Source organism: Xenorhabdus beddingii, from assembly GCF_002127545.1.
In the GTDB taxonomy this organism is placed as follows: Bacteria; Pseudomonadota; Gammaproteobacteria; order Enterobacterales; family Enterobacteriaceae; genus Xenorhabdus; species Xenorhabdus beddingii.
The window spans coordinates 101,272-123,289 of record NZ_MUBK01000007.1; the positions used below are offsets into that span (position 1 = coordinate 101,272).

Annotated in this window: 23 protein-coding genes and 1 other annotated feature; of the genes, 8 read left to right on the top strand and 15 right to left on the bottom strand. The window is 42.0% G+C overall.

Going from position 1 to position 22,018, the window contains the following annotated elements; genetic code table 11:
* Positions 1-11: 11 nt before the first annotated feature.
* The 7 genes from pheS to Xbed_RS06205 form a co-directional block, all read right to left on the bottom strand.
* Positions 12-995, bottom strand: a complete 984-nt coding sequence (gene pheS, locus Xbed_RS06180; RefSeq protein WP_086112048.1) for a phenylalanine--tRNA ligase subunit alpha — start codon at positions 993-995, stop codon at positions 12-14.
* An 81-nt stretch (positions 996-1,076) separates the two neighbouring features.
* Positions 1,077-1,201, bottom strand: a sequence feature (Phe leader region).
* The gene (gene pheM, locus Xbed_RS20660) at positions 1,151-1,258 is read right to left on the bottom strand and encodes a pheST operon leader peptide PheM (RefSeq protein WP_139837460.1); all 108 of its coding nucleotides are present in this window, start codon (positions 1,256-1,258) and stop codon (positions 1,151-1,153) included. It overlaps the preceding feature by 51 nt.
* A gap of 102 nt (positions 1,259-1,360) precedes the next feature.
* Positions 1,361-1,717 (bottom strand): 50S ribosomal protein L20, encoded by a 357-nt coding sequence (gene rplT, locus Xbed_RS06185; RefSeq protein WP_010847342.1) that lies wholly within the window; start codon positions 1,715-1,717, stop codon positions 1,361-1,363.
* A gap of 43 nt (positions 1,718-1,760) precedes the next feature.
* Positions 1,761-1,958 carry a 50S ribosomal protein L35 gene (gene rpmI / locus Xbed_RS06190; RefSeq protein ID WP_006118955.1) on the bottom strand — a complete coding sequence of 66 codons (198 nt, stop codon included), beginning with the start codon at positions 1,956-1,958 and terminating at the stop codon, positions 1,761-1,763.
* 94 nt (positions 1,959-2,052) lie between these two features.
* The gene (gene infC, locus Xbed_RS06195) at positions 2,053-2,592 is read right to left on the bottom strand and encodes a translation initiation factor IF-3 (RefSeq protein WP_086112049.1); all 540 of its coding nucleotides are present in this window, start codon (positions 2,590-2,592) and stop codon (positions 2,053-2,055) included.
* 3 nt (positions 2,593-2,595) lie between these two features.
* Complete coding sequence (thrS, locus tag Xbed_RS06200) at positions 2,596-4,524, bottom strand: threonine--tRNA ligase (RefSeq protein ID WP_086112050.1); 1,929 nt, start codon at positions 4,522-4,524, stop codon at positions 2,596-2,598.
* A 250-nt stretch (positions 4,525-4,774) separates the two neighbouring features.
* Positions 4,775-5,455, bottom strand: a complete 681-nt coding sequence (locus Xbed_RS06205; RefSeq protein WP_244182415.1) for a transglycosylase SLT domain-containing protein — start codon at positions 5,453-5,455, stop codon at positions 4,775-4,777.
* A gap of 291 nt (positions 5,456-5,746) precedes the next feature.
* Here Xbed_RS06205 and Xbed_RS06210 point away from each other — a divergent pair, with 291 nt between their 5' ends.
* The 5 genes from Xbed_RS06210 to Xbed_RS06230 all read left to right on the top strand — a co-directional run bounded on the left by Xbed_RS06210 (position 5,747) and on the right by Xbed_RS06230 (position 10,349).
* The gene (locus tag Xbed_RS06210; protein WP_086112051.1) at positions 5,747-6,661 is read left to right on the top strand and encodes a metal ABC transporter substrate-binding protein; all 915 of its coding nucleotides are present in this window, start codon (positions 5,747-5,749) and stop codon (positions 6,659-6,661) included.
* The gene (locus Xbed_RS06215; RefSeq protein ID WP_086112052.1) at positions 6,658-7,569 is read left to right on the top strand and encodes a manganese/iron ABC transporter ATP-binding protein; all 912 of its coding nucleotides are present in this window, start codon (positions 6,658-6,660) and stop codon (positions 7,567-7,569) included. Before Xbed_RS06210 ends, Xbed_RS06215 begins: the two co-directional genes overlap by 4 nt.
* Positions 7,566-8,441, top strand: a complete 876-nt coding sequence (locus Xbed_RS06220) for a metal ABC transporter permease (RefSeq protein ID WP_086112053.1) — start codon at positions 7,566-7,568, stop codon at positions 8,439-8,441. Before Xbed_RS06215 ends, Xbed_RS06220 begins: the two co-directional genes overlap by 4 nt.
* Complete coding sequence (locus Xbed_RS06225) at positions 8,438-9,334, top strand: metal ABC transporter permease (RefSeq protein WP_086112054.1); 897 nt, start codon at positions 8,438-8,440, stop codon at positions 9,332-9,334. Before Xbed_RS06220 ends, Xbed_RS06225 begins: the two co-directional genes overlap by 4 nt.
* Positions 9,335-9,485: 151 nt before the next feature.
* Positions 9,486-10,349, top strand: coding sequence for a fructosamine kinase family protein (locus tag Xbed_RS06230; RefSeq protein ID WP_086112055.1), 864 nt, complete (start codon positions 9,486-9,488; stop codon positions 10,347-10,349).
* Between the two features lie 155 nt (positions 10,350-10,504).
* Here Xbed_RS06230 and Xbed_RS06235 read toward each other — a convergent pair whose 3' ends face one another.
* A complete protein-coding gene (locus Xbed_RS06235; RefSeq protein WP_086112056.1) occupies positions 10,505-11,044 on the bottom strand; it encodes a YniB family protein in 540 nt (179 codons plus the stop codon).
* A 272-nt stretch (positions 11,045-11,316) separates the two neighbouring features.
* On the opposite strand from Xbed_RS06235, the gene hxpB reads away from it, so the two are divergent.
* From hxpB to Xbed_RS06250, 3 genes are all read left to right on the top strand, one after another.
* Positions 11,317-11,982 carry a hexitol phosphatase HxpB gene (gene hxpB, locus Xbed_RS06240; protein ID WP_086112057.1) on the top strand — a complete coding sequence of 222 codons (666 nt, stop codon included), beginning with the start codon at positions 11,317-11,319 and terminating at the stop codon, positions 11,980-11,982.
* A gap of 242 nt (positions 11,983-12,224) precedes the next feature.
* Positions 12,225-12,824 carry a metal-dependent hydrolase gene (locus tag Xbed_RS06245; RefSeq protein WP_086112058.1) on the top strand — a complete coding sequence of 200 codons (600 nt, stop codon included), beginning with the start codon at positions 12,225-12,227 and terminating at the stop codon, positions 12,822-12,824.
* 479 nt (positions 12,825-13,303) lie between these two features.
* The gene (locus Xbed_RS06250; RefSeq protein WP_086112059.1) at positions 13,304-14,695 is read left to right on the top strand and encodes an L-cystine transporter; all 1,392 of its coding nucleotides are present in this window, start codon (positions 13,304-13,306) and stop codon (positions 14,693-14,695) included.
* A gap of 194 nt (positions 14,696-14,889) precedes the next feature.
* Here the strand turns inward: Xbed_RS06250 and htpX are convergent, their stop codons facing one another.
* The 7 genes from htpX to copC form a co-directional block, all read right to left on the bottom strand.
* Positions 14,890-15,774 (bottom strand): protease HtpX, encoded by an 885-nt coding sequence (gene htpX, locus Xbed_RS06255; RefSeq protein ID WP_086112060.1) that lies wholly within the window; start codon positions 15,772-15,774, stop codon positions 14,890-14,892.
* A gap of 191 nt (positions 15,775-15,965) precedes the next feature.
* Positions 15,966-18,116 carry a carboxy terminal-processing peptidase gene (gene prc / locus Xbed_RS06260; RefSeq protein WP_086112061.1) on the bottom strand — a complete coding sequence of 717 codons (2,151 nt, stop codon included), beginning with the start codon at positions 18,114-18,116 and terminating at the stop codon, positions 15,966-15,968.
* A 19-nt stretch (positions 18,117-18,135) separates the two neighbouring features.
* Positions 18,136-18,846: an RNA chaperone ProQ gene (gene proQ / locus Xbed_RS06265; RefSeq protein WP_086112062.1), complete on the bottom strand. Its 711-nt coding sequence runs from the start codon at positions 18,844-18,846 to the stop codon at positions 18,136-18,138.
* A gap of 96 nt (positions 18,847-18,942) precedes the next feature.
* Positions 18,943-19,440, bottom strand: a complete 498-nt coding sequence (locus tag Xbed_RS06270; protein ID WP_086112063.1) for a GAF domain-containing protein — start codon at positions 19,438-19,440, stop codon at positions 18,943-18,945.
* 571 nt (positions 19,441-20,011) lie between these two features.
* On the bottom strand, positions 20,012-20,368 hold the full coding sequence (locus tag Xbed_RS06280) for a YebY family protein (RefSeq protein ID WP_086112065.1): 357 nt from the start codon (positions 20,366-20,368) through the stop codon (positions 20,012-20,014).
* Between the two features lie 85 nt (positions 20,369-20,453).
* The gene (locus Xbed_RS06285) at positions 20,454-21,455 is read right to left on the bottom strand and encodes a CopD family protein (RefSeq protein WP_086112066.1); all 1,002 of its coding nucleotides are present in this window, start codon (positions 21,453-21,455) and stop codon (positions 20,454-20,456) included.
* Positions 21,455-21,841, bottom strand: a complete 387-nt coding sequence (copC, locus tag Xbed_RS06290; protein WP_086112067.1) for a copper homeostasis periplasmic binding protein CopC — start codon at positions 21,839-21,841, stop codon at positions 21,455-21,457. The genes Xbed_RS06285 and copC overlap by 1 nt, the downstream gene beginning before the upstream one ends.
* Between the last annotated feature and the right edge of the window lie 177 nt (positions 21,842-22,018).

Below are 22,018 nucleotides of genomic sequence, written 5' to 3' on the forward strand. Positions count from 1 at the left end.
ATATACCCGCCTTATTTAAACTGTTTGAGGAAACGTAAATCATTTTCGAAGAATGCACGCAAATCTGTCACACCATAACGAAGCATGGTCAGACGTTCCATTCCCATGCCAAAGGCAAAGCCAGAATAGACTTCAGGATCAATACCGACATTACGCAATACGTTCGGATGTACCATACCGCAACCCAACACTTCCAACCATTTGCCATTCTTGCCCATCACATCAACTTCTGCGGAAGGCTCCGTGAATGGAAAATAGGAAGGACGGAAGCGAACCTGCATGTCTTCTTCAAAGAAGTTGTTCAAAAAGTCATGCAGTGTGCCTTTCAGGTTGGTAAAGCTGATATTTTTATCAACAATTAATCCCTCTACCTGATGGAACATTGGGGTATGAGTTTGATCGTAATCATTGCGGTATACACGCCCAGGGGCAATGATACGGATTGGGGGCTGACTACCTTGCATGGTACGAATTTGTACCCCAGAAGTCTGGGTACGCAACAGACGTGTTGCATCAAACCAGAATGTATCATGATCAGCACGTGCAGGATGGTGCGCAGGAATATTCAGGGCATCGAAGTTATGATAGTCATCTTCGATTTCCGGGCCAGATTCAACCGAAAAACCCAACTCGCCAAAGAAAGTTTCAATACGTTCAATCGTGCGGGTAACAGGATGTAATCCACCATTTTCCATACGGCGGCCAGGCAATGAAACATCAACTTTTTCTGCTGCCAAGCGTGCATTCAGGACATCTGATTCCAGCTTTGCTTTACGCACATTCAATGATTCTTGAACTTCCTGTTTCGCCTGATTAATAACAGCCCCTGCCGCTGGACGTTCTTCAGCGGATAAGTCACGCAGCGATGACATCTGGAGGGTTAAATGGCCTTTTTTTCCCAGGTATTCAACTCGCACCAAATCCAACGCGGCAACATCCTGGGCTTCTTCGACGGCTGCTTTTGCTTTTGCAACCAGCTCAGTAAGATGTGACATCGTTTTCCTCTTCCTTTGGCCAGATGGCCCTTTAGTTGTTATCGACTATGTCCTCAAATGATCTATTGATGAGGCCATAAAAATAAAAAAGCCTCCACACTGGAGGCTCAAGCGCTGTTTTTCGTTTCTTTTCTTACGCGCAAAGCCCCCTATTTTCAGGCGCTAAAGTAAAAAAAGAAACGAAAAAAGGCTAATTTCATCATTTTGCTTTTCTCTCCTGTCATCTTTTTGAATTTGGCTAATCGTAATCTGCCGGTTGCCATTCAGGTCTAAGCAACAGACTGTTCAACCGTAGACTGAACACATAATAAGCCATGTTTGGGGAAAAAGTAAAAGAGGGAGCAAGCTCCCTCTTCTAACCTGACTTATGCCAGAGCGCCCTTCGCTTTTTCAACCAGAGCAGCAAATGCTACTTTGTCGAATACAGCGATGTCAGCCAGAATCTTACGGTCGATTTCAATCGAAGCCTTTTTCAGGCCGTTGATGAAACGGCTGTAAGACATGCCGTTCTGACGTGCAGCAGCGTTGATACGAGCAATCCACAATTGACGGAATTGACGTTTACGCTGACGGCGGTCACGGTAAGCGTACTGACCAGCTTTGATAACAGCCTGGAAAGCAACACGATAAACGCGCGAACGAGCACCGTAGTAGCCTTTCGCTTGTTTTAAAATTTTCTTGTGACGTGCACGGGCAATAACACCACGTTTTACGCGAGCCATATACTTCTCCTATCGTCTCTGAGTTCTAATCTAAAAAATTTGCTTATGCGTATGGCAGGCAAGCAACAACCAGGCCCAGATCCCCTTTGGAGACCATGCCTTTCGGACGTAAATGACGCTTACGCTTAGTTGATTTTTTAGTCAGAATGTGACGAAGGTTAGCGTGCTTACGCTTGAAACCGCCACTCGCGGTTTTTTTGAAGCGTTTAGCTGCGCCGCGTACTGTTTTAATCTTTGGCATTTTAATTTCCACTTCGCATTGTTAATTACAACGAACTAGTAAGGCGAATAGACCCCAACCGGAATTAGCCGGAGTCGATTACTTGTTTGCCTGACTATTTCTTCTTAGGAGCGAGCACCATGATCATTTGGCGGCCTTCAACCTTCGAGGGGAAGGATTCAACTGCTGCCAGTTCACTCAGATCATCACGGATGCGGGTAAGCATCTCGATACCAATCTGCTGGTGCGCCATTTCACGCCCACGAAAACGCAGGGTGATTTTGGCTTTATCGCCATCTTCCAGAAAACGAATCAGGTTGCGTAGTTTGACCTGATAGTCGCCTTCATCTGTACCAGGACGGAATTTAATTTCCTTAACCTGAATAACCTTTTGTTTCTTTTTCTGTTCTTTGACTGACTTACTCTTCTCATAGAGGAACTTGCCGTAATCCATAATACGACAAACCGGCGGTTCGGCATTTGGGCTAATTTCCACCAAATCAACACCAGATTCCTCAGCTTTCTCAAGAGCTTCTCTCAGACTGACAATGCCAATCTGCTCGCCATCTAATCCAGTTAAACGAACTTCAGAGGCGCGAATCTCTTCATTAATGCGATTTGGGCGCGCCGGTTGAATTCTTTTTCCGCCTTTAATACCTTATTCCTCCAATTGATGAAGATTACGACTGCGTATTTCTGTCAGCAGTTTTTCTGTAAACTCATTGACGTCAATGCTACCTAAGTCCTTGCCACGGCGAGTGCGGACAGATACTTTTCCTGACTCGACTTCTTTATCACCACAAACAAGCATGTAAGGTACACGACGCAGAGTGTGTTCACGGATTTTAAAACCAATCTTCTCGTTTCTCAAGTCTGCTTTTGCACGAATGCCTGCATCTTGAAGTTTTTTAACCAATTCTTGTACATAATCTGCCTGACCGTCAGTAATATTCATGACGACGACTTGCTGAGGAGCCAACCATGTTGGGAAAAAACCAGCATATTCTTCTGTCAGGATACCGATGAACCGCTCCAGAGAACCCAGAACCGCACGGTGAATCATTACAGGAACCTTACGTTCGTTATTTTCACCTACATATGACGCACTCAAACGCGCAGGCAGTGAAAAATCGAGTTGCACAGTACCACATTGCCACGCACGATCCAAACAATCATATAGGGTAAATTCAATTTTAGGGCCATAAAATGCCCCCTCACCCGGCTGATATTCAAATTCAATACCGTTTTGGTTCAAGGCTTCAGCAAGATCGGCTTCTGCTTCATCCCATTGTTTTTCCGTACCAATACGTTTTTCTGGGCGAGTTGATAACTTAACAACAATCTTCTCAAAACCAAAGGTATTGTAAACATCATAAATCATTTTGATACAGCTACTGACTTCCTGATGGATCTGCTCTTCGGTACAGAAAATATGAGCATCGTCCTGAGTAAAGCCACGCACACGCATCAATCCGTGCAATGCCCCTGATGGTTCATTACGATGACAGCTACCAAATTCTGCCATACGCAACGGTAAGTCACGATAGGATTTCAAGCCCTGATTAAAAATCTGGACATGCCCTGGGCAGTTCATGGGTTTTACACAGTATTCACGGTTTTCTGATGAAGTCGTAAACATGTGCTCATTGTAGTTTTCCCAGTGACCGGTTTTTTCCCACAGAATACGGTCCATCATGAATGGGCCTTTCACTTCCTGATACTGGTATTCTTTTAATTTAACCCGCGAAAATGTTTCCAATTCACGGAAAATTGTCCAGCCATCGTTATGCCAAAACGCCATGCCAGGCGCTTCTTCTTGCATGTGGTATAAATCAAGCTGTTTGCCGATTTTACGGTGATCGCGTTTTCCGGCTTCTTCCAGACGCTGTAAATAGGCATTAAGCTGCTTCTTATCCGCCCATGCAGTACCGTAAACACGCTGCAACATTTTGTTGTCGCTATTGCCGCGCCAATATGCCCCTGCCACTTTTTGCAGTTTGAAATGGTGGCAGAAACGCATGTTCGGAACATGCGGCCCACGGCACATATCAACATATTCTTCATGGTGATACAGACCCGGACGATCATCATGGCTGATATTTTCATCCAAAATCTGAATCTTATATTCTTCGCCACGAGCCGCAAATGTGTCGCGTGCTTCCTGCCAACTCACTTTTTTCTTAATGACATCGTAGTCTTTTTTGGCAAGTTCAAGCATCCGCTTCTCAAGCAACTCGATATCTTCCTGCGTCAAAGAGCGGTCCAAATCGACATCGTAATAGAAACCATTATCAATCACAGGACCAATCGCCATTTTCACGCCAGGCCACAATTGTTTAATTGCATGACCCAATAAATGTGCACATGAATGACGAATGATTTCCAGACCTTCTTCATTCTTACTGGTGATAATCGCAAGATTGGCATCGGTTTCAATTAATTCACAAGCATCAACCAACTCACCATTAACCCGGCCAGCAATACACGCTTTTGCCAAGCCAGCACCGATATCACGAGCCACATCCATGACGGAAACAGCATGCTCAAATTGACGTTGACTACCGTCAGGAAGAGTAATTACAGGCATTTAAAATCCTTATATACAGTGGTGATCCGCACGAAAGATCACTTGCATCAAATCAAATTTATTATTAATCAGCACGTTAGAAACAAACTCTTGCTTCACTCCGCAAGATGTGTACATGTTTAAGAACACACGTTCAAAAGTATCCCGTACATTTGCCCTAACTCGCCCGACATACTATCACATAGAGTCGGTGTTAAAATAGTTTATCTTGGTATTAAATCAGGTTGATCAATTGCTTAATAATTTTCAGTTACTGAATAGCTGCCAAGGCACGGTAGGCATTCTTTACTTTCCATAAATAACGTGGCGCCTGTGATGCAGGGTGATTATTTTGAACATATTGGTAAAACTCATTTGGGGTCATTCGATTGATTTTACTAATTGCCAAAGTCCGGTTTGAATCAAATGTACGCAACAATGCCCCCGCACCATTTACATAAGCGACTATTGTTGCATAGTACAACGTTTCTGGATTCGAGATACCTTCCAGGTGCTGTTTTTTCAAGATGCTGATATAAGCGGTGCCAAGGTCAATGTTAGTTTCAGGATCTTTCAATTCACGCACCGTTGGCTGCCCTGATTTGCCTTTCATTCTATAGGCATCCCGCCCCGCCGTGGTTGCCTTAATTTGCATTAGTCCAACAGCATTTGATTTACTGACCACTTCTGGACGAAAGCCGGATTCCACTTGAATAATCGCTTTGATAAGGGTTTCATCAACACCATAACGCTTTGCCGCTTTCTCAATAAAGGCATCAAATAGAGTGGGTTCAGATTTATTTACCAATTTACGTGAACCAGAGATAACGTTATTGCCATCCAACATGCGCCCTGTTGCTGGTTGCCTGTTGATATCTGCCTGATGTGCTTTTTGACCCGTGCATCCTGTCAACAATAGTGCCAACACAATATAACGAAACCTTAATTTCACGCTGCTTTCCCCAAATAAAATTAATCCTGTAAAGGATATATAATTTTATCGATAAGCCAAAAGTATTTTTCTGTTGCTTATCCGAATGAATTAATCCATTAATCTTAGATGACCCTGGATAAGATGCTGATTTTTTGTTCACATATGGCTCGCTACTGGCATACTAATCAACAAAGTAAAGGAAAGTCTGATAAATCTATTATTAATTTCGCTGATATCACCTTGACTTCACTCAAACGATACTGATAATCATTATCAAGATTATAGATATAACCAATAAGGCTTGCCATAATGAACAAAAAACGTTCTCTCTCTGCTTTACCGATACTTAATATAGTCATTGCCCTATTCACAATGATTGTCTTCAGTCAACAAGCCCATGCAGATAAGACGTTCAGAGTTGTTACGACATTTACTATCATTCAAGATATGGCGCAAAATATCGCGGGTGATGCCGCCATTGTCGAATCCATCACGAAACCTGGCGCAGAAATCCACGATTACCAACCAACACCTAAAGATATTATTAAAGCACAGCGTGCAGACCTCATTCTTTGGAATGGCTTAAATTTAGAGCGCTGGTTCGAACGTTTCTTTGAAAATATGAAAGACATACCTACCGCTGTCATTACCGAAGGTATTACTCCTTTGCCCATTCGTGAAGGGCCTTACAGCAAAAATCCCAACCCTCACGCTTGGATGTCACCTAAAAATGCACTGATTTATATTGAAAATATTCGCAGTGCCCTTGTTAAACACGATCCGGCCAATGCTGAAATTTACAATCGCAATGCCAAAGTTTATGCAGGAAAAATTGCTCAATTAGATGCCCCGCTCAGGGAACGTCTCTCCCGCATTCCTGAAGAACAGCGTTGGTTAGTTACCAGTGAAGGAGCCTTCAGCTACCTCACACAAGATTATGGTTTCAAGGAAGTGTATTTATGGCCGATCAACGCCGAAGCGCAAGGTTCTCCTCAACAAGTTCGCCATGTCATTGATACAGTAAGAGCCAACAAGATCCCCGTTGTTTTCAGTGAAAGTACGGTTTCAGATAAACCGGCAAAACAAGTCAGCAAAGAAACAGGAGCCCGCTACGGCGGTGTGCTTTATGTAGATTCACTTTCTACCCAGAAGGGGCCTGTGCCTACTTATATTGATCTGCTGAATACCACCGTAGACACCATCGCAAAAGGATTTAATCAATGAATCATACCTTGTTAAAACGCCAGCCATTATTTGAGCAGCCCCATTTAGTTGTTGATAATGCCACCGTCACTTATAACAATGGGCATACCGCCATTTATGATGCCAGTTTCAATATTGCTGGCGGAACGATTTGTGCGCTGGTCGGTATGAATGGCAGTGGCAAATCCACCCTATTTAAAACGATCATGGGGCTAGTGACTCCTTCTCAGGGAAAAGTAACCCTCAATGCACAGCCTATAAAAACCGCGCTAAAGCAAAATATCATCGCCTATGTCCCGCAGACTGAAGATGTAGACTGGAATTTTCCGGTTTTAGTTTCCGATGTTGTCATGATGGGGCGTTATGGAAAAATGGGATTTTTACGCCACCCCAGCAAACGTGATCATCAAATCGTGAATGAAGCGCTTGAACGTGTTGGACTCACGGAGCTTCGTGATCGACAAATTGGCGAGCTTTCAGGAGGACAGAAAAAACGCGCATTTTTAGCCCGGGCTCTTGCCCAAGAAGGCAAAGTTTTACTGTTGGATGAGCCTTTTACAGGGGTAGACGTTAAAACAGAAAATGCCATTGTTGATTTACTTCGTGAATTACGGGATGAAGGGCATTTGGTTTTGGTTTCGACCCATAACCTCGGCAGTGTCCCTGAATTTTGTGATCATGTTATTTTGATCAACCGCACGGTGTTAGCCAGTGGTCGCACTGAAACTACGTTTACCCAAAAAAATCTGGAAATCACCTTTGGCGGGGTCTTGCGCCATATTAATCTTTCCGGTTCTGAACTGCATGAAGATGATGATCCACGTTCATTGACCGTCATTACTGATGATGAACGTGCCGCCGTTTTCTATGGACATAATCACCATGTTCCACCTCGGCAAAGTCCAAAACAAAAGGAAAACCAACCATGATGGAACTGCTTTTACAGCCATTCAATTATAATTACATGGTAAAAGCCATATGGGTAAGTGCCATCGTCGGGGCTGTTTGTGCTTTTTTATCGGCTTATCTGATGCTGAAAGGTTGGTCACTGATGGGCGATGCCCTCTCCCACTCCGTTGTGCCCGGTGTCGCAGGCGCGTATGCTCTCGGCTTGCCATATGCGGGGGGCGCTTTTTTTACCGGTATGCTGGCGGCATTATCAATGACACTAGTGCGTCATATTACCCGATTGCGTGAAGATGCCGTGATCGGGTTTATATTTTCCACTTTTTTTGCTGTCGGATTGCTGATCGTTTCTCTCAATCCTACATCCGTAAATGTACAAACTATTATTCTGGGTAATATCTTGGGGATTGCTGATGAAGATGTTTTACAAGTCGAAATCATTATCGCCGTTTCTTTTATTATCTTGATGCTGATCTGGAAAGACTTACTGGTTGTTTTCTTTGATGAAACCCACGCACGTTCCATTGGGTTATCACCATTACGCTTAAAAATCATTTTCTTTACTTTATTAAGTGCCTGTACTGTTGCTGCATTACAGACGGTAGGCGCCATCTTGGTTATCGCGATGGTGGTGACGCCCGGAGCAACTGCTTATCTATTGACAGATAAATTTAAACACCTGCTGATCATTGCAGTTGCTATCGGTTCACTTACCAGTGGTATCGGTGCATATATAAGCTATTTCCTTAATGGTGCCACTGGCGGCGTGATTGTCACACTGCAAACAGTGATTTTCCTGCTAGCTTTTTTCTTTGCTCCCAAACATGGCACACTAGCTGCTCGCAAACGAGCCAGAAAGGAATCTCTGGCGTTGACTCAGGAAAGACGTCCATGAATACATTGATTGAATTAATTACTGAACCCTTCATGCACGAATTTATGCGGCGGGCTATCTTTGCTGCCATCATGGTGGGTGCGGTTTGTGCTGTACTTTCCTGTTATTTGGTCTTAAAAGGCTGGTCTCTGATGGGAGATGCTATATCCCATGCCGTCCTGCCTGGCATCGTGCTGGCTTTCGTCGCAGGCATCCCCCTTGCAGTAGGCGCTTTTCTTTCAGGTATATTTTGTGCATTTGCCACCGGATATCTGAAAGAACACAGCAGGATCAAAGAAGATACAGTCATGGGAATTGTTTTTTCGGGTATGTTTGCGTTTGGCTTAGTCTTGTTTACTCGTATAGATACCGATCAACACCTGACACATATTCTATTCGGCAGCATACTTGGCATTACCCAAGATGAATTGATCCAAACATTATGTATTGCCGGGATCACGCTGGCTATTGTGTTATTGAAACGAAAAGATTTTATGCTTTACTGCTTCGACCCCAATCAGGCACGGGTAGTTGGCCTTCCAGTGAAAGTGCTTCATTACGGCTTATTATCTTTGTTAGCCCTAACGATTGTTGCATCCCTGCAAGCCGTCGGTATTATCCTCGTTATAGCCATGCTGATCTCGCCTGGCATTATTGCTTTTGTCCTCTGCCGGAGTTTTGATCGCATGCTCATTGTTGCAACGATTGCTTCAGTGTCATCCAGTGTGCTCGGTACGATTGTCAGTTTCCATATTGATGGTGAGACAGGGCCTTGTATCGTCATCATTCAAGCCATCTTTTTCGCTATCGCACTTATTTATAACCAAATAAAATTAGCTCGCAAGAAAGTGAACAAAGAAGAGTCAGAAGAAACACCCTCGCAAACATTGTCAATTTCCGAAGAATCCAATTAACCCATTCCAATTAACCCATCAGAGTGCCAAGTGCCATATCCAATTTGAGATATGGCCTTATTAATTGCTATTAAAATCCTTTTTAGCCTGTTCAAATGTTGCATCTGTCTGTAATATGAACATAGCAATTGTCAACTTAATGAGGTGAATCATGTGGCAAACTGTGAACCGTCTATTAAGTGAGCATTTTGATGACGCCGAAATTCACGATAAAACGGAATTATCAGGAGGCGACATTCACCGTTCCTGGAGCATCAAATATGCTGAACAGCATATTTTTATCAAATCCAACGTGAAAGAAATGCTGCCAGTTTTTGCAGCAGAAGCAGAACAGTTGGAATTACTGGCTCGTAGCAAAACAACCCGCGTGCCCGCAGTTTATGGTGTAGGGCACGATCGTGACTCTAGTTTTCTTTTACTCGAGTTTTTGCCTATAAAACCATTTAATGCTCATAGTGCCTATTGTTTTGGTCAACATCTTGCGAAGCTGCATCAATGGAGCGAGCAGCCTAAATTTGGTTTTGATTTTGATAATATGCTGGCAACTACCATACAGCCTAATGGGTGGCAAAAGCGTTGGAATCAGTTTTATGCAGAAAAGCGCATAGGATGGCAATTGCAGCTTGCCGCTGATAAGGGAATGATGTTTGGCGATATCAACCTGATTGTCCAAACAATCAATGACAAATTACATTCCCATCACCCCCAGCCTTCTCTCCTTCATGGCGACCTATGGCCCACAAACTGTGCATCGCTGAATGGTGATGGTGCAGTCATATTTGATCCCGCCTGCTATTGGGGAGATCGTGAATGTGATCTGGCAATGCTGCCATTTTACTCAGACCTTCCCTTACAAATTTTTGATGGTTACCAGAGTATATGGCCCTTGCCACAAGACTTCACTGAGCGCCAACCCATTTACCAACTCTATTACTTATTGAATCGATGCAACCTGTTTGGAGGCGATAACTTTATCATAGTGCAAAATATGATAGATAAACTCCTGTCCGAATAATTATGAGCAAACCTTATCAATCTGGCATTGACAAATAAACATCATCATTGTTAACTCTGAACGGCCAATCACGATAAAAATCAGAGTTAACATTTTGATTTAAAAATAAAAAAGCAAGGAAGAATTTATATATTAAAGATGGTTTTTTTGTTGCATTACCAACCCAATAATTTAGCCAAAAAATAAGCAATCGCACCAATAATCATGGGGGAGATATAAAGGGTAAAAATCTGGCTGAATAAAGAATGGCGGGGAAATTTAATTTTCGCTTCCAATTGCTCCTTAGTAATTCCACTTTCCTTAGCCTGTTCTAAAACCATTTGATCTTCAATATGTTCTTTGATGAATTTAAACTGGCGATACATTCTCAATCCAGATGCACTCATCGCCAAACCAACAAACATTAAAATATAGATAATAAAGAAACTGACATTTGCCCCTGTAATTCCAACGATCTGATCAGGAGTTGGGGAGTGCTTCCAAAAAAAATCCAAAAATGGTGTATTAAGTTTAATCATTTCTACCATCATTTTGAGAAAATCGTTCAATACCGCACTAATACCATCACCTTTGACACCATTCTGCCATACCAGATTGATCACAGAAGTCAAAGTTGACAAAAAAGCCGGTACAAAAATAATCCAGCCCAAGATCCGTTTAGTAATAGCAACATATCCAGCTTGTTTGTATGTCATTAATTTTCCCCATTAACATATATCCGTCGTCTTTCAAGATGCAGCTAACAAAGCTGCATCTTGAAATTCATTGGGTATAGATCATTTTATTTTTAATCAATGATAGCTGATAGCTCATAAGGAACCAACTTTAACCCTATTTATAGCGTCGTTTTCTGTTTTGCCTAAAAACCTATTTTTTCTTTGTTATCAATCTACAACGAGATTTAAATCACAGGGATTGTTACAATCAAATCTTATCAGTCACTATCATTACCGCGGAGAAATATGAGATGTCATTTTGTTTACCCATAAAAGCAGTCATTTTCGATATGGATGGTTTGCTCATTGATTCCGAACCCTATTGGGAACAAGGCGAAAAGAGTGTATTCAGTGCATTGGGGCTGGATTTGGCTTTAGCAGAAAAACTGCCTGATACACTGGGATTACGAATCGATAAGGTTGTTGAGTTATGGTATCAGGCATCACCTTGGCAAGGCCACTCAAAAAATGAAGTTGCACAACGTATCATCAATCACGTAGTGCAATTAGTCAAAGAAAACCGCCCCTTGCTACCTGGCGTAGAATATGCGCTTAACCTCTGCCGCGAGAATGGATTGAAAGTTGGCCTGGCTTCTGCATCCCCCTACGAAATGCTTGAACAAGTGCTTGAACTGTTCAACTTGAGGCACTATTTTGATGTCGTCGTTTCTGCTGCCGACTTACCTTACAGCAAGCCACACCCTGACGTTTATTTGCAGGCCGCCAGTCAACTTGGTGTTGAACCCATTCATTGCATTACGCTGGAAGACTCATTTAACGGCATGATAGCAACCAAAGCCGCAAGAATGCGCTCCATTGTCATTCCGGCAGCTCACCATTTCGATGATCTCCGGTGGTCATTGGCTGATATCAAGTTGAATTCACTGGAAAAGTTGACTATAGCAAATATTACCTAATCACCATTATCTAATCGCTATCCTGATAACTACTGCGTTGCCAGATCCTCTCCCATCTGGCAACGCAGGCTATTTTTTAGCTGATATAGGCAAAAATAGATTAAATAAAAGTGTTATATACTAATAAATAAAGATTTTTCTTATTTACCCTCTACCATCTCTATGCAAAACCCTCTATACTGTCAACTGTATGTATAAACAGCAATTAACATAAATAAATTAGTAAATAAGTATAAATAGTTATGACAGCAGAAGGGCATCTTCTTTTTTCCGTTGCCAGCCTTGTATTGGCTCACCAGCTAGAAATCACACCAGAAATAGCACAGGGAGATTGGCTACATATGCTTCCTGGCGTACTTCTGGCTTCATTATTACCTGATATTGATCACCCAAGCTCAACTTTAGGCAGATTATTCCGCTTTATATCCATTCCAATTTCGCGACTATGTGGTCACCGTGGGTTCACGCACAGTCTATTAGCTCTGATGGTAGGCATTATTCTATTTCAGACTGAAATACCTGCGGATTGGCCTATTCCAACTGATTTTGTTCATGCCATGGTTGTGGGCTATATCAGCCATTTGATCGCCGATATGCTGACTCCTGCCGGTATCCCGCTTTTATGGCCACTGAAGACACGTTTCTGTATCCCTATTATTAGAGGTAAGGATAAGCCACGTAAAAAAGCCGAACGGTTCATTTCGGTTCTGGTCGTCGTCATCGCCATTATTCTTCCACAGCACATTACTTCTTCACTTACTGACTACTTTGAACGATTTCAGTTCGACAAATTGCCGTTTGATAAATTGCAAATTGATAAGCTACAGAATCTCTATAAGTAGTTAACTGATTGTATCTTCACAAAATAATAACCCTATTTGAAAAAATAGGGTTATCTAAAAACATAAAAAATTCTTTTAAATTGTCTTTTGCCGCTTCACAGATAAATCTTTAAAATCAATAGACTACATCTCATGTCAGCCAAAACAGAAAAAACAAGATATCAATGGATTAGGGAATATAACTAATCGAGCTAATTAGTGAAAAACAATTATATTAAATTCCATTTAATTATAAGAAAGAGAATTCTTATACTGATACTATTCTTCTTTACACATTTCATGGCATGTTTCCGGTAAAGTTCAAACCACAAAACAGCGGCTTGAAAAATAAAAGGGTTTATCTATCCCCACAGAATGCGGTTACATGCCATACAGAAAAATCATATAACTATATTTATATCCAATAGATTGCAAGTTACAGCGCAGCCAAAAACGCCGCAACTTGGAAATAAAGGATATAAAAATTTTGGAGACTAGGGATGAATTTACCACTCATCATCAACGGGTTCGTTTTTGTGGTACTACTTATTTTATTAGCAAAAACGAGTTCAAATAAATGGAGTTTGTCCAAGAAAGTGCTTGTGGCTCTGGTCGTAGGTGTCCTTTTTGGGCTGGCATTGAACATCATTTATGGCACAAACAATCCTACTGTGAAGGAGTCGATTAAGTGGTTCAATATCGTCGGTAATGGTTATGTACAGCTATTACAAATGGTTATCATGCCATTGGTTTTCGCTTCTATCCTAAGTGCCGTCGCACGTCTGCACAAAGCATCTTCTTTAGGGAAAATTAGTTTCCTGACTATAGGCACTTTGCTATTCACTACTGCGATTTCCGCTTTAATCGGCATCATAATCGCCAATTTGTTCGGACTGAGTGCAGCAGGATTAATTCAAGGCACGCAAGAAACAGCTCGTTTATCAGCCATTGAAACCAATTATATTGGTAAAGTTTCAGATATGAGTGTACCTCAGCTCATTCTCTCTTTTATCCCTAAAAATCCCTTTGCTGACCTAACCGGGGCGAACCCGACTTCCATTATCAGTGTTGTGATTTTTGCAGCATTTTTAGGCGTTGCTGCATTACAAATGCTTAAAGATGATCATGAGCGCGGTGAACGGGCCCTTGTTGCCATTGATACGATGCAAGCATGGGCAATGAAACTGGTTAGATTAGTGATGCGCCTGACCCCATATGGCGTCATGGCTTTGATGACTAAAGTTGTCGCCAGTTCCAATATTCACGATATTACACAATTAGGTAATTTTGTCGTCGCTTCCTATATTGCCCTCGGTTTAATGTTTGTCGTTCATGGCGGGCTTCTGACACTGACTGGTATTAATCCACTGAAGTTCTTTAAAAAAGCGGGTCCTGTACTGACATTTGCGTTTACCAGCCGTTCCAGTGCCGCAAGTATTCCGATGAATGTAGAAACACAGACTCGCCGTCTCGGTGTACCTGAATCTATTGCCAGTTTCTCGGCTTCTTTTGGTGCAACTATCGGTCAAAATGGCTGTGCCGGTATTTATCCAGCCATGTTGGCTGTCATGGTTGCGCCAACGGTGGGGATTGATCCCTTTGATCCTTTATGGATTGCGACTCTCGTCGGAATTGTCACGATCAGCTCTGCGGGTGTTGCTGGTGTTGGTGGTGGAGCAACCTTTGCAGCACTGATTGTTTTACCTGCCATGGGGTTGCCAGTTACCTTGGTAGCACTTCTCATTTCTGTTGAACCTCTCATTGATATGGGCCGCACCGCATTAAATGTAAATGGCGCAATGGCCGCAGGTACAATCACAAGTCAATTAATGGGACAGACTGATAAAAAAATATTTGAGCAAGATGAAAACGTGGCATTAAGCCAATCCTAATCCGCTTAAATAGCGTTTGGCCTCCTTTGAACCTTTTGGTTAAAGGAGGCTTTTTTATAACGCACTACCCCACTTCCTTTTGCATGATCAAAAAAGCCGGGGATCATGCTGCTCCCCGGCTTTCTATTAGAAATAATTTAAGTGTTCGTAATAAGTTACTGTTACTCAGGCTTCTTGCCAAGAAGACTATGACATTATTTTATATACTCACCACTGCGCAGCGCTTCAATACGCTTATCCAACGGTGGATGTGATAAGAATAATTCACTGAAACTCTTAGACTTACCATTAATGCAAAATGCCATCATACGCCCTTCTTCCTGGGGTTCGTAGCTGGTTTTAAGACGTTGTAACGCGGCGATCATCTTTTCACGTCCAACCAATTTCGCTGATCCTGCATCCGCATGGAATTCGCGGTAACGGGAAAACCACATGGTGATAATACTGGCCAAAATACCGAATACGATCTCCAACACCATGGAAAGCACCATATAAACGATGGGGTTGCCATTACTGCTGCTTTCGCTTTCATCATCATTGCTTGAGAGAAAACTTGCTGCAGCCTGTGCAATGATACGGGAGATGAAAATAACAAATGTATTCACAATCCCCTGTAGCAACGTCATCGTTACCATATCACCATTGGCGATATGACTAATCTCATGCGCAATGACAGCTTCTGCTTCATCACGGCTCATATTGTTTAGCAACCCCGTACTAACGGCGACCAGAGAGGCATTACGGCGTGCTCCTGTCGCAAATGCGTTAATATCAAGAGCATCATAGATAGCGACTTGCGGCATGGTAATTCCAACCTGATCTGACTGACGACGCACAATTTCCATCAACCAGGCTTCAGTTTCGTTGGAAGGCTTTTCGATAACTTGCCCACCCACAGAGCGAAGAGCCATCCATTTCGACATTAATAAAGAAATGAATGCACCACCAAAACCAAACAAACCAGCCATAATCATGAGGCCAGTAACACTACTCCGCTGGACTCCTGTCAGTGAGAGTATTATCCCGAACACTACCATGACAGCAAGGTTAGTGAGAAGAAACAAGGCTATTCTCATCATATAAATTTGCTTCCTTTAATTATCAAACAGTTCAACCAAGAGTTAAGCCATAAGATGGGGACTTTGCCCATATTATTCAAGTTTTTTAAGGTGTTAAGCGACATTATCAACATAACTTTACAATATAGCTTACAATATAACAAAAAGAGGCCAGCTATTGAGCCGGCCTTTTATTAATAACGATTTTACTACTATTTCGTTATAGCCATTTCGGCTGGCTGATGCGCTAAATCTAGCGCAATTTTTACCGATTCATCTAAGTACGGATCAGGTAATTTATAATCTTTTGGTAAATCATCAAGTGACTTAAGCGGTTTTTTCCCTTCCCGTTTAAAACGCTCATTGAAACGGTTCAACTTAGTTGTTTCATATTCCGTATTTTCTTTCTCTCTTTGTGCATAATTCAAAGAGTAAACACCATCACGCCCTTTGATAACTTTGTAATACGCAAGATCCTCTTTGATATATTTAAATTCAGGATCATTAGCAACACGTTGATTATGCAATTTGGTCAATAACGGAGTTAACTCTGAAATCACTTTAGAGGAAGTATAATTGGCAGGTTGAATACTGTCCCAAGGTAACGCATTATCTTCTTGGCTTTCACCTGTTTCATCAGGGTCTTCCCTTGTGAGCATAATGATATCAGGCGTTACACCTTTCAACTGAGTACTGCCACCATTTATCCGATAAAATTTTTGTATGGTATATTGCACCGAGCCAATACTCGGCCAATCAGGTTTCAGCATCTGATCATAAATCCGATGCAGAGGACGATGTTGCTGAACAGTACCTTTACCGAAAGTTGGCTCTCCTACAATTAACCCTCGACCATAATCCTGCATGGCAGCAGCAAAAATTTCAGATGCAGAAGCGCTGCTACCACCCACTAAAACGACCAGAGGGCCTTTATAATAGATTGCTTCATCCGTATCTGATTCCTCGTTGATCTTACCGATGTTATCCCGGATCTGAACAACCGGACCTGTAGCGATAAACAAACCAGACAACGATATCGCTTCTGTTAACGCACCACCACCATTGTCACGTAAATCAATCACAACCGCGGACACGCCCTGTTTCGTCAGTTTCTGCAACTGGACTTTTACATCGTTAGTCAGGCCAACATAAAAGCTCGGTATACTAAGAACGCCTACCTTTTGCTTGCCGACAGTTTTCACCGACATTTTGGCTGCACTATCTTCGATGCGGATACTCTCACGGGTTAAGGTGACAATGTGATTTTTGGCCCCTTTTGTGCTTGGAATAATTTCAAGGCGAACTTTACTCCCTTTCGGCCCTTTGATCAGGGTAACAACATCTTCCAAACGCCATCCGATAACATCTACAATCGGCTTGCCAACTTGCCCAACACCAATGATTTTATCCCCAACTTTCAGTAAATTGCTTTTAGCCGCTGGGCCACCTGCAAGCAGTGCATGGATACCGATATAATCATCTTGATGCTGTAAAACAGCACCAATCCCTTCAAGAGAAAGGCTCATCTCTGAGTTAAACAACTCTGTATTTTGAGGTGAGAGGTAATTGGTATGAGGGTCTATTTCATGGGTAAAAGACAACATGACACTTTGAAAAACATCCTCACTTTTGATTTGCGTGAAGCGTTTCAATGACATCCGATAACGTTTAGTCAGTGTTTCTTTGATTTCCTTATCATTTTTGCCCGATAATTTGAGGTTTATCCAGTCAAATTTAATTTTGGCATCCCAAAGTTTATTTAATTCCTCAACACTCGTTGGCCAAGGCGCTTTAGAACGCTTTGTGTCAATCGAGTCATGCCCGTTCAAATCTATGGGCTGTTCCAAGCGGGAAAGTACATATTGATAGCGTTCAAAGCGACGCTTTTGCATTAAATTAAACAAGGCATAAGGCAGTTTCAGATCGCCATTTTCAAGCTCTTTTCCTAACATGCCCTTTTGAGCCGCAAATGGCACTATATCCGATGCCAAAAAAACATTGTGTCCAGAATCTAGCTGGTCCAGATAACGGTCAAATATTTTTCCTGAAAAATCAGCATCCAGATAAAACTTGCGATAATGAGAACGCAGCAAACGAGAAACAATTCGCTTGCTTACAGTAGAATGCTGTGGCTCCGGTTTTAGATCTGGCAATTGGCTCAGGCTAATAACTGCGGCGTTATGACTCGGGGCAGCGTTGCCATGGGTGACATTATCACTTTTGGTAACATTACCACCATTAGTCACATTACTACTATTAGTAACATTATTACTATTGGCAATATTGCCATTGGCAGTATCTGAATATCCTGTACTAGAAAATGATAGACCTAAAACGAAAGCCAAAGTAATGAGTTTGTTCATGCCCAAGTTGGCCTCCGTATCAGAACTTTAAGTGTTCTGCGCGTACAATCATTGCCAAACCAGTAGGTAACTGCACCCTTACACCATCTTTCGCAATTTCAAGCACGGAAGCATCCATTAAACTTTTTCCTACATTGACTTTGATTGTCTGGCCGACTTTCAAAGCGGATACGTCTGTGACTGAGGTTAACTCAGACTGTACAGTTTTCTTTGTGGTTTTATCTGCTGGTTTACGCGATTGTTGTAGACTGTTTTGTGAACGGGATGGGCGTTTTTCACCCTCACCTGATGTCTTTTGACGACGGGGAGCCGCCTTTTTGCTTACAGGGCGTTCACTTTTCTTTTCAGATACGTTTTCAGTTTCACGCTTCTTGGCACGCTGTTCAGCGCGTTGAGCCTGTACTCGCGCTTTTGCTTCTGCCAATTGCTGACGCGCATGTTCAATATGTTCGGCTTCCAACTCGCCACACACATTCCCATCAAGGTCAACACGCTGTGCTCCTTCTTTCACGCCATACAGATAGCGCCAACTGGAAGTATACAGGCGCAGGGCAGAACGGAGCTGTGTTTTACTTAAACACTCTTCAGCCTGAATACGCTCAACGATATCCTGAAAGATCCCAATCTTCAAAGGACGTGCTTCACCTTCTGCTACGAAACAAAGCGGGAAACGCTCAGCCAAGAAAGCAATGACTTCTTTACTACTATTCAACTTAGGTTGATTTTCCATGAAATTTCCTGATTACAACGGTTTTGCCAATTCAGCGCAGGCATGAACAGGCGACATTATAATAGCGTCGCTGATAAATGCCACGTTATACGTATGTTAAGTTACGTTCTGTTGTAGATATTTTGACATAACACATTGTCCCAAATGTTTACAAAGCCTGATAACTAGCGCTTCCAAGCCATTTTCATCGTTCTCGTCAAACCGATCAAAAACCGTGCTATCAATATCCAAAACCCCAATAACTTGCCCATTAATTTCCAGAGGAAGAACAATTTCAGCATTACTAGCGGCATCACAGGCTATATGACCGGGGAAATCATGCACATCAGAAATACGCTGTATACATTTCTCTGCAACCGCGGTTCCACATACACCTTTTCCTACGGGAATGCGAACACAAGCGTTTTTACCCTGAAATGGCCCTAATACCAGGGTATCATCATCCACTAAATAAAAGCCAACCCAGTTAACATTATCCAAACGTTCATATAACAATGCACTCGCATTGGCAAGAGAAGCTATAAAATCATATTCACCTGATAGCAGCGCCATCAAGCTATCTGTTAGCTCTTTATAAAATTCGTTCCTATCCATAAGCCCTATAAAATAGATGATATTTTAACAAAATCAAAACAAAAACTTTACATTAAAGTTTTGCCCTATTCAGCCGATTATTTCTGAAAAAATGTCCTGGCAAAACGGATATTTCCCCGGAACACAGGCTGTTCTCCAGAATTTAAATTTCCTTTTACTATTTTTACCAGAATTTACTTATGAAATTCGGGCAGATATCACAGCTTATATTAAAAAATAGCCTGATTTGCAGCCAGAACGTGTTCTTGCTCATGTTTTTATTATAAAACACCTGATCGATATTCAGAACGATTGTTTTCTTCCAACCACTCATTATATACATAAGAAAATAAGATAATTTATTAAAAAGAGAGTAAAAATACCCGTTCCTCATAATAAATAAAAAAAGGCCGAGTCCACTCCTTTACTCGGCCTAGGGAAAATGGCTCTATCAAAGAGCCTTGCGCAAAAGTTGCCATTGAGACGTAGAACAACTTACCCTCTAAAGCGTAGTTGACATGGCATTATTTACCAAATTTTATCCCTTATCGGGTCGATAGAGGTCACTATTCACGTTAAAAATATTAACCAGTCATTGCTTTTTATCATTTGAATGATCACACAGAGCCAATGCCGCTTTCTGGAATGGTTCAATGCTCATTTTTTGATTGGGATTTTCTGGATCACCTAAGAGGATCGTATCTAATGATGTTGCAATAACTTTATTAGACTTCATAAGTTTTGTTGCTAACTCATTTAATGGATACTGCATTAATGTACTGGGATTTATCACGAACAGCGCCCCATCTGAGCGACAATCAAGCATCACCTCTTCGCGGGTAAATGCCCATTGTTGACCAAATTGTAATTTGCTGATGGTTTGTATCGGCGCACTGACTCCCTGAAAAGAGAGAAGCAAAAAAGGCAAAACCCAACATACTCGTTTCATTATCATTCCCCTGATGGACACATAATCTGATTTTATCGCTAATTTCCCTGTATATGTACCCAGAATTGCACCAATCATTCAAGAATTATACTGGAGGCTGCATTGCAAAAATCGCCACACATAATAATGCCGATGTTCCTAGAATAATCTCTAACCAACTATTGATGATCAACAGTTGATAACAACCTTGCTGCTTCAATTTAGGAACTAAAATATAACGGTTAATCAATGCCAAAAGCACCATCCCCATGACCAAAACTATCTTCAGCCATAACATGGATTGGTATTCAGAAATAGCGCGATTGAAAGCAGGCCAACCCGGAATTAAAATCACGCTACTCACAATTCCCGTCACAATCACCAGAAAAACGGCAAAATGCCCATAAAGGGAAAATTTTCTCATGGCCGCGACACTTTCTGCATATATGTTAGCCGCGATATTTTCACTGCTGCCTACATTTCCTGCACATGTGCCATTAATTGTATCGGTATTATCACGGTATAAATTTAATTCCGATGTCTTTTTCAAACGCATCGGTATCTTTTTCAAACGTAAAAGTTGCAGACACAATAAGAATGGCCATAATCCACCAAACCAATACCCCGCACTCAGTAAATGAATAACCTGATTGGCTTGCAGTAATAACCCCAGGTTTCCTTCATGCATGGCTGCATGACCAATGAACGCGTGGCTGGAGAGTAAAATGACCGAACAACCCAATAACAGAAGATTTCTGGTCTGAGTACTGGAAAGAAATAACCCAATAACAGCAAACGCTGCCGCCAATAACTGCCATTGCCACACTTGCCCAAACGAGGTTGCCAACACAGCCCGCCAAACATCCGGAACATAAACATCATGCCAGCCATCCCCCATTAACCCAGCCTGTACAGTAAACCAGACGATGGAAGTGATGAAAGCCAGCACGGTGCTGATTAAAATACCAACCTTCAACCGTTCTCCCATCAGCCGCGAAAAGTGATCGGAACTGAGCATCACTGTGAACAGACTCAAGCCAAACATCAGCATGACGACGATAAAATGAGAAAAACGGCAGAATACAAAGAGTGCCTCTAGAGAGATCATTATTTTACAGTGAAGCTATAAACGCCTTTTGTTTTATGACCATCGACAGAAAGTACACGCCAGTCAACACTATATTCTCCCGCAGCAAGTTTGCCTTCAACTGGCAGGATGAGTTTAGTTTTGGTTTCAGGATCAAGTTCCAGCTTTCCTGTTTTAATTGCTGTTTTTTCTGGGCCAATCAATTTTACTTTACTGAAACCCAGTTCAATTCGCTCTGAAAAACTCAGAGTAATGACTTGTGGAGCCGCTTCAACAGTCGTATTTTCTGCGGGGATTTGATCTTTCAAATGTGCGTGAGCCAAGGCTTGTTGACAGGACATACCGACAAACAGAACAACAAGAGTAGATAATTTGGCCCAGGATGAACGGATGTTATAAATAAACATAATAGATAACCCTTTAATATACAGGTGAATTTTTTATCCTTAGGCGGGAATTCTATATCAAAAGAACTGTTTAATCTGCGATAATCGAAAGGTAATGTCTTGACCTGTGAGGCACTACGCAAAAATGAGGGCAAAAACGAAAAGAACCGTAATTCCTGCCTCAAAAATAAACGAAAA